Source organism: Nocardia vulneris (assembly GCF_001613425.1).
Lineage (GTDB): Bacteria > Actinomycetota > Actinomycetes > Mycobacteriales > Mycobacteriaceae > Nocardia > Nocardia vulneris.
In genome coordinates this window covers 39,541-55,153 of sequence record NZ_BDCI01000004.1, presented here as the reverse complement: position 1 = coordinate 55,153, position 15,613 = coordinate 39,541, and the positions used below count along the sequence as shown (strand labels likewise).

19 protein-coding genes are annotated in these 15,613 nt (G+C 66.5%); 16 read left to right on the top strand and 3 right to left on the bottom strand.

What is annotated here, in order from left to right:
• Positions 1-221 precede the first annotated feature (221 nt).
• The 14 genes from NVU01S_RS06155 to NVU01S_RS06095 all read left to right on the top strand — a co-directional run bounded on the left by NVU01S_RS06155 (position 222) and on the right by NVU01S_RS06095 (position 11,614).
• Positions 222-3,173 carry a phage tail tape measure protein gene (locus tag NVU01S_RS06155; protein WP_043673565.1) on the top strand — a complete coding sequence of 984 codons (2,952 nt, stop codon included), beginning with the start codon at positions 222-224 and terminating at the stop codon, positions 3,171-3,173.
• Positions 3,174-3,175: 2 nt separating this feature from the next.
• Positions 3,176-4,078 (top strand): hypothetical protein, encoded by a 903-nt coding sequence (locus NVU01S_RS06150; protein ID WP_043673563.1) that lies wholly within the window; start codon positions 3,176-3,178, stop codon positions 4,076-4,078.
• Positions 4,078-4,530 (top strand): hypothetical protein, encoded by a 453-nt coding sequence (locus tag NVU01S_RS06145; RefSeq protein WP_043673560.1) that lies wholly within the window; start codon positions 4,078-4,080, stop codon positions 4,528-4,530. Before NVU01S_RS06150 ends, NVU01S_RS06145 begins: the two co-directional genes overlap by 1 nt.
• Positions 4,531-6,711, top strand: a complete 2,181-nt coding sequence (locus tag NVU01S_RS06140) for a Gp37-like protein (RefSeq protein ID WP_052280794.1) — start codon at positions 4,531-4,533, stop codon at positions 6,709-6,711.
• 8 nt (positions 6,712-6,719) lie between these two features.
• Positions 6,720-7,127, top strand: coding sequence for a phage gene 29 protein family protein (locus tag NVU01S_RS06135; RefSeq protein ID WP_052280793.1), 408 nt, complete (start codon positions 6,720-6,722; stop codon positions 7,125-7,127).
• Between the two features lie 80 nt (positions 7,128-7,207).
• Complete coding sequence (locus NVU01S_RS06130) at positions 7,208-7,768, top strand: M15 family metallopeptidase (RefSeq protein WP_052280809.1); 561 nt, start codon at positions 7,208-7,210, stop codon at positions 7,766-7,768.
• The gene (locus NVU01S_RS06125) at positions 7,765-8,688 is read left to right on the top strand and encodes a hypothetical protein (RefSeq protein ID WP_043673748.1); all 924 of its coding nucleotides are present in this window, start codon (positions 7,765-7,767) and stop codon (positions 8,686-8,688) included. Before NVU01S_RS06130 ends, NVU01S_RS06125 begins: the two co-directional genes overlap by 4 nt.
• Positions 8,685-8,939 (top strand): holin, encoded by a 255-nt coding sequence (locus NVU01S_RS06120; RefSeq protein ID WP_052280792.1) that lies wholly within the window; start codon positions 8,685-8,687, stop codon positions 8,937-8,939. The genes NVU01S_RS06125 and NVU01S_RS06120 overlap by 4 nt, the downstream gene beginning before the upstream one ends.
• 57 nt (positions 8,940-8,996) lie before the next feature.
• Entirely contained in the window at positions 8,997-9,224 is a 228-nt protein-coding gene (locus NVU01S_RS43210) for a hypothetical protein (protein WP_156161658.1), read from the top strand.
• Position 9,225: 1 nt separating this feature from the next.
• On the top strand, positions 9,226-9,675 hold the full coding sequence (locus NVU01S_RS06115; protein WP_156161657.1) for a hypothetical protein: 450 nt from the start codon (positions 9,226-9,228) through the stop codon (positions 9,673-9,675).
• Positions 9,676-10,590 carry a hypothetical protein gene (locus NVU01S_RS06110; protein ID WP_156161656.1) on the top strand — a complete coding sequence of 305 codons (915 nt, stop codon included), beginning with the start codon at positions 9,676-9,678 and terminating at the stop codon, positions 10,588-10,590. It begins immediately after the preceding gene.
• Positions 10,591-10,914, top strand: coding sequence for a hypothetical protein (locus NVU01S_RS06105; protein ID WP_156161655.1), 324 nt, complete (start codon positions 10,591-10,593; stop codon positions 10,912-10,914).
• Positions 10,911-11,222, top strand: coding sequence for an LtfC-like domain-containing protein (locus NVU01S_RS06100; protein WP_043673552.1), 312 nt, complete (start codon positions 10,911-10,913; stop codon positions 11,220-11,222). The genes NVU01S_RS06105 and NVU01S_RS06100 overlap by 4 nt, the downstream gene beginning before the upstream one ends.
• A gap of 44 nt (positions 11,223-11,266) precedes the next feature.
• A complete protein-coding gene (locus tag NVU01S_RS06095) occupies positions 11,267-11,614 on the top strand; it encodes a phage tail fiber protein (RefSeq protein ID WP_052280790.1) in 348 nt (115 codons plus the stop codon).
• A 131-nt stretch (positions 11,615-11,745) separates the two neighbouring features.
• Here NVU01S_RS06095 and NVU01S_RS06090 read toward each other — a convergent pair whose 3' ends face one another.
• The gene (locus NVU01S_RS06090; RefSeq protein WP_043673550.1) at positions 11,746-12,075 is read right to left on the bottom strand and encodes a hypothetical protein; all 330 of its coding nucleotides are present in this window, start codon (positions 12,073-12,075) and stop codon (positions 11,746-11,748) included.
• Between the two features lie 21 nt (positions 12,076-12,096).
• Positions 12,097-12,477 (bottom strand): hypothetical protein, encoded by a 381-nt coding sequence (locus tag NVU01S_RS06085; protein WP_043673548.1) that lies wholly within the window; start codon positions 12,475-12,477, stop codon positions 12,097-12,099.
• Between the two features lie 43 nt (positions 12,478-12,520).
• On the opposite strand from NVU01S_RS06085, the gene NVU01S_RS06080 reads away from it, so the two are divergent.
• Both NVU01S_RS06080 and NVU01S_RS06075 read left to right on the top strand, forming a co-directional pair.
• Positions 12,521-13,729: a hypothetical protein gene (locus NVU01S_RS06080; RefSeq protein WP_043673545.1), complete on the top strand. Its 1,209-nt coding sequence runs from the start codon at positions 12,521-12,523 to the stop codon at positions 13,727-13,729.
• 32 nt (positions 13,730-13,761) lie between these two features.
• Entirely contained in the window at positions 13,762-14,847 is a 1,086-nt protein-coding gene (locus NVU01S_RS06075) for an alpha/beta hydrolase family protein (RefSeq protein ID WP_167829405.1), read from the top strand.
• Here NVU01S_RS06075 and NVU01S_RS06070 read toward each other — a convergent pair.
• On the bottom strand, positions 14,844-15,578 hold the full coding sequence (locus NVU01S_RS06070) for a DUF732 domain-containing protein (protein ID WP_156161654.1): 735 nt from the start codon (positions 15,576-15,578) through the stop codon (positions 14,844-14,846). The two genes, NVU01S_RS06075 and NVU01S_RS06070, sit on opposite strands and share 4 nt — an antisense overlap.
• Between the last annotated feature and the right edge of the window lie 35 nt (positions 15,579-15,613).

The window sequence follows — 15,613 nt, the reverse complement described above, 5'->3', positions numbered from 1 at the left end:
CCGCGGCCTACATCTCTACGACCTGGGAGACCGCCTGTCGTGGTTCGAGTTCAAATGCTGGCTCAAGCACCTGCACGACCCCTCGGCCGTCGTGCGAGTCCGGCGAGAGCGAATGGCCGCGGACTCGATACCTGAAGACCTTCGCGCCATCGGATCAGATCCGCTCCCAATCGACGAGATGGATGCCTGGCTCGGCTGGGACCAGTGAGTGAGGTGATCACATGGCCGGTGGCGTGCAGTTAGCCCACGGGTACGTCACCGTCAGCGCCGAAACGGCGGGGATCCCACGCCAACTGGACCAGGCGTTCGGCCGGGCGGGCGAGCGCGCGGGCCGCGCCGGCGGCGAGGCCGCCGGCGGGGGGATCCTAGAGGGCCTACAGGGCAAGGCGGGTGCGTTCGGCGCGGTACTCGGCACGGCCATGGCAGTGGCAGGCGTCAGCGCTGGCGGACTGTTCGTCAAAGCGCTAAGCGACGGCCTGCGGCGCGAAAAGGCCCTGGATCTCACCCAAGCACGGTTGGGCATCGACGACGCGACCATGGCCAAGATCGGCACTGCGGCCGGGCGCGCTTACGCCGCGAACTTCGGTAACAGCGTCGAAGAGAACATCGATGCCGCTCGCCGCGCGATCAACAGTGGGTTGCTGGACTCCTCGGCCACCGCGCAGGAGACCCAAGCGGTCATTTCGCAGCTGAGCGGCATCTCGGACCTGATGGGCGAGGAGATCCCCGCGGTCGCCCGCGCCGCAGGCCAAGCGATCAAGACCGGCATCGCCGGGTCGGCCACCGAGGCTTTCGACCTGTTCGCCGCGGCCGAACAGAACGGCCTGAACGTCAGCGAGGACTTCCTCGACACCATCACCGAATACGGTACGCAGTTCCGCAAACTGGGCCTAAGCGGTCCCGAGGCGATCGGCCTGATCAACCAGGCGGTTCTCGCCGGCGCTCGCGACACCGACGTTGCTGCGGACGCGATCAAGGAGTTCAGCATCCGCGTCGTGGACGGTTCGAAATCCACGGTCGAGGCGTTCCAAACCCTCGGCTTCAACGCCGACGACCTGACGAAACGATTCGCGACCGGCGGCGCCACCGCGCGCGCGGCAGTCGGAGATCTCCTCGGCGAGATCAACAAGATCGAAGACCCGGTCGAGAAGAATTCGATCGCTCTCGCGCTGTTCGGAACCCAGTTCGAGGACCTCGGCGACGCGCTGAACCAGTTCAACCTTGATGACGCCGCTGCGTCGCTGGGCAAGGTGGAAGGTGCCGCTCAATCCGCACTGAACACCATGGGCGGCAACGCTGCGTCGTCGATCGAATCCGCGAAGCGATCCATCCAAATAAGCACCGACGCGATCGGTTCCGCGCTCGCGAAGGCGTTTGGCCCGGAGCTGGCCAAAGTTGCGGACTGGGTTACCCAGCACCAGCCGGAGATCCTGGCCTTCCTCGCGAAACTCGCCGACGGGGCGTTCGCGACGGCAGACGCGTTCCTGTCATTCAGTTCGATCAGCCTGCGCGCGTTCGCGACCCTCGCCGAGGGCGTGGGACCGTTGCTCGAGCACCTACTCGACCCTGTCGGGAAAGTCGCCGAGGTCATCGGCAAGCTCACCCGCAACGAGGGCCTCGAAGATCTTGGCCACACGCTTCAAAACCTCGAATCGACGATGGACGGAGCGGCCGACGCCGCGATCGGCCTTGCAGACGGGATCGACAACACCACCCGCCCCGGCCTGGACCGAATGCGAGATTCGGTCGCCTCCAATATCGAGCAGGCGGTTGCCGCCCAGGAGGTATTCAGGGCACTCGGCGATCAGGTCACGGCGCTTCCTGACGGCCACGACATCATCGTCAAAGAGAACACCCCTGAGGTAACGGCCCGTCTGGAGGCGCTGGGACTCAAGGTCACCCAAATCCCTGGCACCAAGGATGTGGTCGTCAACGCCGCGACAGCAGACGCTCAAGCAAAACTCGACGCCTGGATCGTCGCCAATACCGGACGCCCGCTCGAGCAGAAGGTAACGGTCCGTTTCGTAGACATCTACGGCAACACCACGAACGACCCCGCGCAGCAAACCAACCAGGTCACCGTCGGCAACACCCCCCGTGGCCGGTACGCCGCCGGTGGCCTGTTCTATGGGCGCGGCGGCCCTACCGACGACGCGAATATCATTGCCATCTCCAACCGGGAGCATTTGGCGTACATCACCCGTGCCCAAGCCGCGAACCCAGCAACCATTCCGTTCCTCGACGCCATCAACAGCGGCTGGGTGCCTCCGCCCGAGTTGTTGCACGGGATGGTCCCCGGGTTCGCTGGCGGCGGCCTGGCATCCAAACGCGCGCTGGACTATGCCCGTTCGCACGACGGCGAACCGTACGTCTATGGAGGGCTGGACTGCTCGGGCTACCTCTCGGGGATCTACAACCAGCTCACGGGCCAGTCTGTGCGATTCACCACCGCATCGGACTTCGCAGCCCTGGGTTTCAAACCGGGCATGGACCCCGGCGGGTTCAGTATTGGCACCAACGGCGGCGTCGGCACCAACGGCCACATGGCCGGCACACTGCTCGGAACCAACGTCGAATCCGACGGATCCAACGGCATCCAGTTCGGCGGCAGCGCGGACGGGGCGGCCGCGTTCCCGAAGGTCTGGCACCTGCCGCGCGAGCTGTGGTCTCCACCAGAAACTGACGACCCAAGCAGGCAGTCCGGCGCACCTGGGTTCAACACCCCGCAGGGCAGCAGGGCGGGAAGTCCCGGATCCGGTGCAGGTACGGGCGGCCTCGGAGGTAGCGCGGCGCCGTCCAGCGGCGGCACCTACGGGGGTGTGGCGGTACCCGCTGGCGTCGTGCCGGTGTGGGTCGTCGGCAGCGGCGGCGGGGGTGCGAACCCGGTGACGCCCGCGCCGGCGGAGTCGTTCGCGCCTCAGTCATCAGCGCCGCCGTCCTCGGCGCCGGGGGTGCAGACCCTCGAGCAGGTCGACGCCGCGGGCCGAATGAGTCAGGCAGGCACGGACTTCGTCAACGCCAACATCGACCAGTTCCTGTCCGACCTCGGTGCGCGCCGCAGTGGCGGCGCGATCCAGGCGATCGGGCAGGCCGTCTTCGACTGGACGACCAAGGCGATCCAGGAAGAGATCCGGCGCCGTAGTTCACAGGCCAACACGTTCGTGAGGAGGTGAGGGTGGCTACGACGATTGTCGAGCTCGAGAGCTACACCGGGGAGTGGTTCCGCCTGCACGGTCCTGGCCAGGGCGACCGCGGCGTTATCCTCACCGCCCTCGACGGCATCGTCGATGCACCAGTGCGGACCATCTGGACCCAGACCGCGTTCCAGCTCGGCTCGAGCCCTGGCGGCGTCCGCTGGGACGCCCGCGACGTCACCTTCAAGGTGTTCATCCGCGGCGAAGGCGAAACCTGGGAGGACCTGGACTCGGAGTTCCGCAAGGCCTGGTCCTACAGCCAGGACTCGAAGCTGTGGATCGAAACCCCCAACTCTCGAAGGCACCTGTCGTGCCGGCCATTCGAAGCCCCCCGCGTAGGGCTCGCCCGCGACCCGGGCAAGCGCGGTTACGTGGAAGTGGAGATGCAGTGCCGGGCGGGGATCCCGTGGTTCGTGGAGGCCGATGTCACCGACACCTGGGTATCGCAAGCCTCCGGCGCACAGTCCGGGACAGTGACGGTGTCCAATCCCACCGACCGGCCGATGTGGCTGAAGTGGACCATCTCCGCGCCGGGGACATGGACGCTCCCGGACTACTCCTGGTACGGGTCGGAGACCTTCTCGGCCGATGACCTGCCTGCCGACATCGCAGACCAGGCTGCCACGTCGACGGCGCGCACGATCGTCATGCCCACTCTCTCCTCCGGTGCCGCGGTCGACATCGACACCGACCCGTTCGAAGAGCAGGTCGTGCGGCCCGGTACACCGAACTTTTGGTCGCTGATGAACGGCGTGCAGTTCTTGTTCCCCGTCCCGCCGTGGACTCCGCCCACTGATCTCCCGGTCGCCTGCAACGGGCCGACCGGGTCGACGGTGCTGGTGCACTGCGCCCGCAACTGGACCCGAGCCTGGGGGATGCGCTGATGGCCTACACGAAGCAGACCTGGGCCAACGGTGAGGTCGGCGGGACGGAGGTCGACGCCGACGCACTCAACTACATCGAGGAGGGGATCTATCAGGCGTCGCTGACCCAGCCGAAGCCGTGGGCGCATGAGCTGATCGTCACCAACTCCGCCACCCGTGCCTCCGGGTTGAACGGTGCAACGCTGGGCATCGCGATGCCCGCGGGGATCACGCTGACCCGGATTCGGGTGAGGTTCGGCACCGCGGACGGCAGCGGCTCCACGGTGATCACGATCAAGAAGAACGGGTCCGCGACGGGGATGCCGACGGTCACGGTAGCGCAACCGGCGACGAACCAAACCTGGACCGGCACAGTGAGTCTCGCCCAGAACGACGTCCTCACCGCAGACGTGGCCCCAGGCGGCACGCCCGGCACCGGCCTGGCGATCCTGTTCTCCGGGACCTACGCGTAAATGCCCACCTATCTCTACCCTGGGGAGAACGTCTACCCGGGGGAGTCGGTGTTTCCCTCGGTCCCGCCGCAGGACCTCACCGCGGTGCACGCCCAAGCTGTCGCCGAGCGACGGGAGCGCAGACTCCGCCGCATCCGGCCTCCGCTGATCCGGCTGTGGGATGGCGACTGGGTGCTGCGTGGTGTGGTCCGCAACGAGATCCGTAGCGAGTGGCAGCTCCTCGACAACGAGACCGGTATCGGCGTCCTCGAGATCCCCATGTACACGCCGAAGGGCGAGAAGTACTACCTCGCCGAGTGGGCGATGGACCCCGACCGCGACCCGTACGGCATCCACGTCACCGTCGACAAAGACGGCTTGCGGTGGGGCGGGCGCATGGAAGAGGTCGACACGATCTTCACCGACCAGGGCACCGCCTCGGTGAAGATCACCTTCAAGCACGACCTGGAAGAACTCAAGCACATCCGGTGCTGGCCGAATCCTTTCTTACCGGCCGAGATCCAGTTCCCGCGGCTGTGGTTCATGTTCGGGCCGGCGAAGTGGGCGGTGAAGCTGACCCTCGCGGTGAACATCATGCGCCTGGAGTCGTCGCTGTGGATGCTCCCCGACGACCCGCTCGACCCCTCGCAGTGGTTCAACTTCGACATCTCCACCTGGAGCATGGTCGTCGCGCCGGGCGCGATCGACGAGGACAACTCCCCGTTCGCGATCCCGTTCTCGCGCATGAAATCCGCCTACGACATGTCCAAGCGGATCATGCAGGACGGGCAACTGTCTTGGGTGGCGAGGCGTTACCTCGACGGCGACCCGCCACCGTGGCCGGGCGCGAACCTGCGCCACGGCTGCCTGGTGTGGGACATCGTCGACAAGTCCGGCTGGACTACCGGCACATCCTTCGGCGGGAACCTCCTCACCGGGCTGGTGCGGGCGTTCACCACGATTGAATCCGACGGCCTCACCGAGGGTGTCGACATCATCAACGACCCGTCGTTCCCGGTTGAGTACACCCAGCCCGGATGGATGGGCACCCTCCCCGAAGCGCCGTGGGTGATCCTGCGCCACGGCATCGGCGTGCAATCATCCAGCTTCAAGCAACGGCCCGCGACGGATGTCCAAGTGACAACGGGCGGGCACTCGATGCCCGGCGTCAACGAGCTCATCAGCGCAGCGATCCAATGCGTGGCCGGGGAGACGATCATCGATGGCCCCGACGGCAAGGAGCGCATCGATGCGCTCGCCGCGCGAGGGACCCCGTTCCGCGTCTGGGCGTTGACCCCCAATGGCGAGCGAGTAGGCGCGACAGCAGATTTCGCATTCAAGAAGGGCCGCACCGAACTCTTCGAGTACACGCTCGCGAACGGCCAGACGATCACCGCGACGACGCGGCACCGCTGGCTGACCCGGGCGGGCTGGGCAGAAGCCGGGGCGACTGCGATCGGGACCGAAGTAGCCGCAGTAAGTCCGGCGACGGCGGTCGACATCGCCCCGCCCAACGACGACCTGCCGGACGCGGCCTGGATCGGAGTGCCCGATGGGGGAGCTGTCGAGTACTCACCGGTTGTATCGGCTAGGTCGGTCGGGGTCCAGGACTTCTACGACATGCACGTTCCGGGCTGGGTGACTTACTCGGGCAACGGCGTTTGGTCGCACAACACGGCCGGAGACCTCATCGCTGCAGCGGTGTTCATCCCGCCCATCGGCGGTACCCTCGACGCGATCCTCAAGCCGCTCTACACCGACGTCCTGTTGGCCTTCATGTCCTGGAAGTCGCCCGAGCGCGCACAACGGTTGGGGTGGAGCCACTATCACGAGAAGTGGGGCGACGGCGCTGACCGCGCCTACAGCCTCGCTGCCCTGATCGCTCTGCGGACCGGGTTCTGGCTGACCCGCGAGCAGACCTCCCACAGTGTGGTCGTCGCTGACGGCGCGCCGTACCTCGTCGGGGCGCGCGGGTTCGGGCACATGGACATCGGTGACCGCGTCGGCACCACCGTCAAGGGTATGCCCGCCGGACGGGTGTTCGTCGACCGCATCACCGAACTCACCCTCGCGGCGTCACGTGACGAAGCGCCCGCTTGGAAGATTCAGGTCGGCGAGCGGGAGTTCGAAGACCCCGTCCTGAAGGCGCTCGAAGTTCTCCAGGACGTCCTCTCGATTGCCCAAGATCTGGGCGTGCTCTAGGAGGTGACATGACCCGCATCCCGCACCAATCCGAATGCAACATGGACGACCCCGAGGAGCACGCCCTGTGGGCGCTCGTGTGCCCGCCGGCGACCGGTCAGACGCCGATACTGCTGCCGCTGTTCGTGGCCAAGAATCTCGCAAAAGCATTGTGGAACTGCGGATTCCGGCACCATCCCGAGTTGCAGACCGTGAAGTTCCAGCGTCCCTTCCGGGGGCAGCAGCATCCAATGAACGGCATGGGTCGCTGGGTGCCGATCGACACCCCCGAACCCGACCTGCCGATCCTGCCGAACCTCGCCGAGATGACCCCGCACGAGGTCGACGACATCGTCCAGCAAGCCCGCGCGCTCGGCGCCGTCCCCGAGATCCCCGAACCGCCGAACCATGCGCGCGTAGTGAACGGAGACGCATAGATGAATCACGACACCATGACCCTGGTCCTGCTCATCCTGGCCATCGTCTCGCTCGCGCTGCAGCTTGCTCGGTGGCCGCGATGAGCTTCCGCACCGTCTACGGCAACACCCACAGCGAAAACGGCTGGCGGATGTGCAACCGTAACGAATGCGAAATCGCTTCCGTCCCTCTGCATTTCATCGATACCGCCCCGCTCCGCAAGGGCGACGTGAGCACCATCCTCGGCGCGTGGATGGTCTGGTACGACCGCAACGTCGAGGAGATCGTCTCCCCGGTGTGGGGCTGGTCGGCCACCAACGACGTCCCCAACTCCAACCACCTCTCAGGCACGGCGATCGACCTCAACGCCCCGCAATATCCGTGGGGCCGCCGGGTGATGCCGCAAGCCCGGATCGCGAAAGTCCGTGCAGGACTGAAGCTGTTCGAAGGCACCGTCTTCTGGGGCGCCGACTGGAACCGAGCCGATGAGATGCACTACCAGATCGGCTACGAAGAGGGCTACCCGTGGATCGCCGAATTCGCAGCCCGTCTGCGTGACGGACACCTCGGCATCTACGGGCCCGAGCCAGCCTCACAGTACAGCCAGCGAGTAGTCGAAGGATTCATGCAGCTCATCCCGCCATCCAGGTGGCCCCGATGACCGCCTGGGCCGACGTCAGCCAATACCAAGGGATCCCGGTCGACGACACCTACCCGCATCCGCTGTTCTGCTTCCGCACGAACTCCGGAGACCGAGTAGACACCCTCGGTCAGGTCAACGCCCGCCGCGCCCGCGACATGCTCGACAGCGGGAAGCTGCAGGCGGTCATCGCCTACTACTTCTTCCGGCCCGGGCAGATGAACTGTGACCTCCACAGAGATCAGCTCACCGAAGCCGGACTGTGGGGGCACCCGCGGCTGGTCACGATGATCGACGTCGAAGACGCCGGCGGCGTGATCCGCGGTGACCAGTCCGCGGAAGTGAACGACGAAGCCGAGCGGCTGGCTCGCTGGCACGGCGACAACCGCCGTGTCATCGGCTACTGGAACCCCGTTTCGAACTTCGACCTCTGGCCGACCCGACCGGCGTGGATGCGTCTGGTGGTGCCGTCCTACGGCCGCACCCCGGGCAGCCCCGCGAAGAAGCCTTCCGGGTATTTCGCGCACCAGCACACCGACTCCGGACGGTGCGCGCCCTGGCCGGGTGGCGTCGATCTGAACTTCACCGACCTCGAACTACCAGATCTGCTGGCTTCGTTCGGAATCCAAGGAGGAACACCCGTGGTAGACATCGTCGCCGAAGGGGCGGGGCAGCTGCATCCGTTCCCCAACAAGATTCGCCAAATCGAGAACGAGCAGCACGTCCAACCCTCGACGCGGACACCGGAACAGCCGTGGCCCTACGACATGTGGGTCGACCTGTGGAACAACGTCGTCTGGGATGGCTTCACCCTCGAAGGCGTCGGCGACAACGCGGAGAAAAAGACCCTCGTCGGCTGGGTGCTCGACACCGATGCCCGCGTCCGCGCATGCGAGTCCAAGCTCGACGAGATCCTTTCCCTGCTGCGAGGTGGGAAATGAGGACTGCAAAGTTTTGGACCGACACGGCGGAGCGTGCCGGGAAAACGTTCGCGCAGGCACTGCTGGCGTCGATGACGGTTGGCGTCGCGATCACAGACATCGACTGGGCGTCGGCGCTCAGCATCGCGGGGACGGCGACATTGGCCAGCGTTCTGATTTCAATGGCCTCCAGCGGATTCGGTAACCGGAGCACTCCGAGCCTGTTGGGCGGCGATGCTGCTGGCGACGCCGCTGGCCGCCTGGAGGACTGACGCCCCTACTCGATTACTCCAGGCGCTCGGCTGGAGGTGGCTTACGAGGAGGGGTAAATGGGCGCGCCTGAATACGGCGTCTCCACGCGAACGCTCACAGTTCTGGTCTATATCGTCACCGTTGTCTGGGCAGTGAATATCGTCGCCCCGTTGCTTTTCCAAGCATACGAGAGCAATACGGGCGCGAATGGAATCATGGGCGCACTACTCGGGCTCTTGGGCGCCGCACGCTACCAGGCAAGCCGAAACAAGGAGCCTAAGAAGAAGGCAGATCCCAGTGAATAGCGTGATTCTGCAATTGCTTTTCGGGACAGCTTGCATCGGAATAGGGTTCTTCGCTGGCCTGTCGATGTCGTGGCGCGAGTACAAGTTCGGCGACAAGCACATCGCCGCACCGACCTTGCCGCACACAGATCGGCAGCAAGCCTACGTGCTCGTGGTCGTCGGCGTGCTGAGCGTCGCGAGCGTCGCCTACGGCGGAATGCAGTCCGCCGCACAGGCTGAATGCAACCGGGAATTTCGTGAGTCCCTTGTCGCGCGCTCGAAGATCTCCACGGAGAACCAGCGGCAGCTCGACACAATGATGGGTGTCATCGCGGACTCTATTTCAAACCCTCAATCGGATTCCCGTGAGCGAACGCAGAAGGCAATTCTCGACTATCGCGTGTGGTCTGTGTCGGCGGACCAACAGCGTGCCGCGAATCCGATCGGTGACCCAGTCTGCGGCGGAGGGTGAATGACAACTCCTGGCGGCGTCCCTCCAGATCAGGCGTGGGTCCGCGGCGGTGGCGAGTGGCGATACGGCCAAGACCTCACCGAAGCCTCCGCGAAATCGATCATGAATGGCGGCGTGCAGGGCTCCTACGGCGGCGCGCGCCAGATCTACGAGAACGACGTGAAGGCCCCGATCACCGGCTACGCCGGATCGATCACCAACCACGAAACCCGCATCGTCGCACTCGAAGACGGCGGCACCATGACCGTCTACTCCGGCAATGACACCTGGGTCAATCAAGGCGGCCGGATCGGTGTGGCGGTGATCAACGGCGGCCAGGCAGGCCAGGCGGGCAGCGGCGCGAGCAGTCAGAAGCTCGGCGGCACACACGGCGGATATGCCTACCAGGAATTCAACGCCGCAGACCTGCCGTCCACCGTGGCGATCACCGTCGGCGCGCCGGGCACCTCGGCCGGGCAAGCGGGTGGCGTGTCGTCGTTCGGTTCCTACCTCGTCGGGGCGGCGGGCACGATCGGCGCGATCCTCACCTCACGCGGCGCGGTGTCGTCCTCATCAGCACCAGGCGCGGGCGGCAACAACGGCGGCGCATTCGCGAGCAGCGGACTCCCCGGCGGCGCAACGGCGCTCGCCGCGGGCGGCGCCGGTGGCGCGGACGGCAGTGGCGGCGGCGGCGCGGCCGGTGACGGCGGTGACGGCGGCAGCGTCTCGACGGGATCGCTGACCCCATGCGGGGGAGGCGGCGGTGGCGCCGGTGGCGGGGACGTCGGAATCTTCGGCTCCGGCGGCGACGGCGGAAACGGCGGCAGCCCGGGCGGTGGCGGCGGCGCAGGAGGCAACTGCGACGGCGGTAGCGCAGGCACTTTCGGCGTCGGTGGTTCGGGGCGGGTGTATGTCATTCAATCGGCGGGAGCGTAAATGCGAACTGCGACAGTGCATGTGCCCCTCGTGCAGGGGATCTATCCGGGGCCGACACGCTGCTACAAACTGAGTCCTCCGCTGCCGAACCCCGACGGTGCGGGCGAATTCGAGTACGTCGCGGTGTGCGTGCAGCCCGGCCGGCCACGCCACCAACTGCCCGAACTGCTGGTGTATGCGGCCGAGCCGGTGCGCGGCGCGCCGGTCGGGCCGAGCATGAAGAAGCTCCCCGGTTCGCAGCCTCTGTATGCGGCGCCGGCCGACGATGACGACGGCTGGCGGTGGGCGCTGCTCAGCCTCGGAGTCACCGAGGTGACCGAATGACGAAGACGCCGCCGTTCCACAAGCTCCTCGACAACGGGATCGGCGCAGACTTCGTGTTCACCGCCTCGATCAGCGGCTCGACGTTTCCGCTCGACACCGAAGCGCGCATCGAGGTGTACGACACCGACAACACCACCATCCTCGACACCTTCGACGGCACGTACGACACCACCTCGTTCTCGTGGGCTGAAACCTCCACCACGATGGACGCCCTGCCGGACCGGCCCCACTACCGGTGCTACGTGAAGTTTCCGAACACCCCCGACGACTACCTGTGGTTCTACGGAACCCTCCGCCGCATCGGCTGACCTAACCCCCATTCAGGGCCTGCGAATCCTGAAGGGACACAACGATGGCCATCGCCACCACCGGCCTGAAGAACACGATGTGTGACGCCTACAAGGGCGCTGGCACGTGGCTGTCGCTGCACACCAGCAGCCCTGGCTCGACCGGCGCGAACGAAGCGACAGGCGGCAGCCCCGCGTACGCGCGCAAGCAAACCACCTGGGGCACCTCCAGCGGCGGCGCCGTCACCGGCACCTCGGTCACCTTCGACGTCGCCGCGGGCACCTACACCCACTGGGGCCTGTGGACCGCGTCCTCGGGCGGCACCTACCTCGATGGCGGCGCCCTGTCCGCGAGCCAGTCGCCCGGCGCGCAATCCCAGATCGTCGCCCCGATCACCTACACCCAGACCTAAACGCGCGCGATGGTGTTGTCGAGCGCTCCCGCCGCTCAGGCGCTGACCTCGAAGGCTCCAGTCCCGGCGACGCTGCTGTCGACCGCGCCGACGGGGCAGACGTTCGTCAGTGGCGGAGAGTGGGTGCCGTTCTATCCGCTGCCGGCGTTCATCGACGCCAGCGGGACCGGCACGGCAACGGTCATTACGAGCGCGCGCACAACCATCGCAGCCTCCGGCGCCGGGACGTCCACAGTCACCTCGGTCGCGCAGACCGCCATCGCCGCTTCCGGGTCCGGCACGTCGACTGTCACAGCGTTCGAACTCTTCACCACCTCTATCGCCGCCTCAGGTTCCGGCACGGCGGCAGTGACCGCGGCCGCGCACTGCACCGCACAGGCAACCGGCTCGGGAACGGCGACGGTGCCGACGACTACCACCACGACCATCGCTGCGACAGGCTCCGGGACCGCGGCGGTCACCCCGCAGGCGGTAGTCGACATTCAGGCGTCCGGCTCGGGCACCGCCACGGTCGGCGGGCTACTCACCGACATGCAGGCCTCGGGGTCGGGCACGGCGGCAGTGGTACCGGTCGCACAGACCACGATCGCCGCCTCGGGGTCGGGCACGGCGATTGTCACGGCAGGAGCGGCGACCGCGATCAGCGCCAGCGGCACCGGCACATCCGCTGTGACCGCGTCGGCGGCGACCGCGATCGCCGCGTCCGGCTCGGGCACCGCCACGGTCACCTCGGTCGCGCAGACCGCCATCGCCGCTTCCGGGTCCGGCACCGCGGTGGTGAATGCCGCGCCTGCCGCGCCGACCAGGGTTGCCTCCAATGGAGCGATCTTCGACGCCTCGCCTTCGGCGCCGACGAGCTTCACCTCGAACTACCCGTCCGGTAGCGCCAGCGGCGATCTGCTGGTCATGCAGGTCCACATCAGCAAGTCGGCCGCGGCCGCGGTGGCGGTCACGCCGGACGGGCTGACCGGCGGTGCGCAATGGAACTTCATCCAGCAGCGCGACGACAGCGCCAGCAATGGCGTCTACATGGCCTACTTCTGGACGATCCGCGGTTCGGAGACCTCGGTGACGATCACCCCGTCGCCGACGACGAGCATCCGCGCGATCATCACCACGATCGTCGCCTACGTCGGCGCGACCGTGGACAACGGGATGCCGATCGGCGATTACAGCAACGGCTACCTGCTCACCAACAACACCACCGGTATCGCCGCCCCCGCGGTCGCTACCGGGCTGGACAACACCGAGGTATTGCTGTTCAGCACCTCGTCCAACGCCACCGATACAGCCCTCACCACCACATGGACCAACGCCGACGCCGAAATCCTCGACTCCCGCGAATGGGTGTCTGCGCAAACCTCGAACTTCCAGCACTCCGCGGCCTACGACGTCCAACCAACCGCCACCACGACCACGACGTACACGGCCACTCCGAGCGCGACCTCGGCGGGTAAGGTCGCTGCGGCGCACGTGATCCGCCCGCAGATCACGACCTTCCCCAGGCTCGCCGCGTATCTCACCGACTTCGCCGACTCCAACGGCACCAGCACCAACATCACCATGCCTACCGCCGCGACCGGTGACCTGCTGCTGGTCGAATTCCAAGCCGATGGATCGCAAACGACGATCGGTACCAGCTCGAGCGGGTGGACGAAGATCGGCCAATACGCCAACTCGACAGTGTCGACGTTCGCGTTGTTCGCTGGAATCCAGGGCACCGCCGCGGCATTGACGATCACCAACACCACCAGCCTGCACCGGGCGTGGACCGTCCGCGTGATCAAGAACTGGTCCGGCACCATCGCCGACATCGAGGTCGGGTCGACGACTGGCTCGGGCACGAACATGAACCCGCCGTCTCTGACCCCCGCTGCGGGGTCGAGGAACTGGTTGTGGGGCGCGATCGGCGTGGGCAGCCAGAACTCGACGTACCCGACCGTGCCGCCCGCGTCGTGGGGCAACTTCGTCAACGTCCGCTGCAACTCCTCCGCGGGCTCCACGCACATCGGGCACGGCGACGCATGGACGATCGCCGCCGGCACCTCCATGGATCCGCCCACCTTCACCTCGGCCTCCGGCGCGTGGCTCGCGCTGACCGTCGCCATCCGGTGATCCGTTTCCCCTTCTGCACAAAGGAGCCCGCTGTGGCCGTGACACTTCTGCCTGCAATGACCGGACCGAACCCGGTCGGCAACCGCAGGCTGTTCATCAGCGACCCGCGCAAGGACAACTTCACCAACGTCGCGCCGCGCAAGATCTCCGTCACCGCCTGGTATCCGACCTCCACGACCGGTCCCGTCGCGAGGTACCTGTCGGCGGTCAACGCCTACGACAACACGATGGCCAGCCAAATCACCAACGGCATCGAGGTGCCTGGCTGGTTCACCCCGCAAAGCCAGACGATGTACCCGAACGTCAACCAGCGCGACACCCGAGCGGTGCTGAACGGGGACGTGCGCACCGACCTCGGCCTACTGCCCGTGGTGATCTTCTCGCCTGGGTTCGGTGTCCCCGGCAACTGCTCCTCGATCCTCGCCCAGGAACTGGCCTCGCACGGCTACCTGGTGCTGACCACGTCGTGCACCTACGAATCGGTGTGCACGGAATGGTCCAACGGCGTGATCAACCAGAACGCTGGCTACGTCGGGAACCAGTGGGCCAAGACCCTAGCCGCCCGGGTCGCGGACGTCCGCTGCCTGCTTGGCCAGATCTCCGCCCTGCCGAACGGGATCGGAGCGCAGGCCGACGTCGACAAGGTCGCGGTCGTCGGCCACAGCTACGGCGGCACCACCGGCATGGAAGCTGCCTATCAAGAACCTGTCCGCATCAAGGCCGTTGCTCTGTTGGACGGCCCCGTCGGATACGCAGGCACCACGAACCTCGCCCAGAACAACGGCATCCCGCAACCGGTCATGCTGCTGTCCGGACCGGTCAACGCCAGCGACGGATTCACCACCGGCGCCGAAATGGCCGGCTGGTCCACCTACGCCGCCACCAACCACGGACCCCTGCACCGCTACCAGGTCGCCGGCGCCCGGCACTACGCGTTCACCGACGTCGGCCTGCTCACCAAGAAGCCCGCCACACTGCTCGGCACCATCGGCGCCGCGCGGGCGATGGAAATGCACCCCCGATGGACACGAGCATTCCTCGACACCTACGTCCGCGGCGTACCGGATCCGCTGCTGACGTTGCCCGCGGTGGACTGGCCGGAGGTCACTGCGATCTAACGACCGGTGACGCAGCCCTGTACGGCGATCCCGTCGTCGTCTCCGGCGCTGACGTTCAGGACGTCGCGGCCGTCAGGCAGTGTGGTCTGCCGTCGAGCATCGCCGGAGATCGCGTAGGTTACCGGCCCCTTCGAGATCCACACATCAGCGCTCGAGACCTTCGTGGCTCCGTTCATGATGTTCCCGCCGACCCAGAGCAGTTCACCAACCTGGATCGCGGACACGTCCGCCAGCCGGTACGCAGAGTTCTTGAACGCACCGTTGATCGTGGAGACGACACCATCTGGTGCTGGCTGGCATCGCCCCCTTGCGGTCGGCGCCGGTGCAGTGGTCGGTGCTGCGAGTCCGGTCAACTGGCCCGGGCAGAATCCCACCGCGGACGCGTAGAGGAAATCACCAGCCTGCGCGATCTTGACGGGGTCACCCTGGACACTCCCGTCGATGATCGTGCCCCCGGATAGCTGAGCCAAGGCCTCCAGTTTCTGGCCGGACGCCATCTGGTTGCACGCGATACTCGCCGCCTGGACCAGCTTCGTCGTGTCGCCGCTTGCCCGCCAATACGGGGTGAGGGCGTCCAAGAACTTCTTGTCCCGGGTGCCCGGCCCTTCTTCGCTGTTCGGTACGACGACCGGCGTGCTGGTGGTGCTCGCCGAGGGCTCGTCGCTGCCACATCCGGCGACGGCGCCAGCCATGCCGACAGCGATTGCCACAATTGCGATGGCGGTTTTCATCGGGTCCCCTCGGGCGTTGTTGGCCGCAACCATAG

What these genes read in the sequence shown, in the direction of transcription:
- NVU01S_RS06155 (WP_043673565.1), top strand. Translation starts at nt 222, where the DNA reads ATGGCCGGTGGCGTGCAGTTAGCCCACGGGTACGTCACCGTCAGCGCC.
- NVU01S_RS06145 (WP_043673560.1), top strand. Translation starts at nt 4,078, where the DNA reads ATGGCCTACACGAAGCAGACCTGGGCCAACGGTGAGGTCGGCGGGACG.
- NVU01S_RS06140 (WP_052280794.1), top strand. Translation starts at nt 4,531, where the DNA reads ATGCCCACCTATCTCTACCCTGGGGAGAACGTCTACCCGGGGGAGTCG.
- NVU01S_RS06135 (WP_052280793.1), top strand. Translation starts at nt 6,720, where the DNA reads ATGACCCGCATCCCGCACCAATCCGAATGCAACATGGACGACCCCGAG.
- NVU01S_RS06130 (WP_052280809.1), top strand. Translation starts at nt 7,208, where the DNA reads ATGAGCTTCCGCACCGTCTACGGCAACACCCACAGCGAAAACGGCTGG.
- NVU01S_RS06125 (WP_043673748.1), top strand. Translation starts at nt 7,765, where the DNA reads ATGACCGCCTGGGCCGACGTCAGCCAATACCAAGGGATCCCGGTCGAC.
- NVU01S_RS06120 (WP_052280792.1), top strand. Translation starts at nt 8,685, where the DNA reads ATGAGGACTGCAAAGTTTTGGACCGACACGGCGGAGCGTGCCGGGAAA.
- NVU01S_RS43210 (WP_156161658.1), top strand. Translation starts at nt 8,997, where the DNA reads ATGGGCGCGCCTGAATACGGCGTCTCCACGCGAACGCTCACAGTTCTG.
- NVU01S_RS06110 (WP_156161656.1), top strand. Translation starts at nt 9,676, where the DNA reads ATGACAACTCCTGGCGGCGTCCCTCCAGATCAGGCGTGGGTCCGCGGC.
- NVU01S_RS06105 (WP_156161655.1), top strand. Translation starts at nt 10,591, where the DNA reads ATGCGAACTGCGACAGTGCATGTGCCCCTCGTGCAGGGGATCTATCCG.
- NVU01S_RS06100 (WP_043673552.1), top strand. Translation starts at nt 10,911, where the DNA reads ATGACGAAGACGCCGCCGTTCCACAAGCTCCTCGACAACGGGATCGGC.
- NVU01S_RS06095 (WP_052280790.1), top strand. Translation starts at nt 11,267, where the DNA reads ATGGCCATCGCCACCACCGGCCTGAAGAACACGATGTGTGACGCCTAC.
- NVU01S_RS06080 (WP_043673545.1), top strand. Translation starts at nt 12,521, where the DNA reads ATGCAGGTCCACATCAGCAAGTCGGCCGCGGCCGCGGTGGCGGTCACG.
- NVU01S_RS06070 (WP_156161654.1), bottom strand. Translation starts at nt 15,578, where the DNA reads ATGAAAACCGCCATCGCAATTGTGGCAATCGCTGTCGGCATGGCTGGC.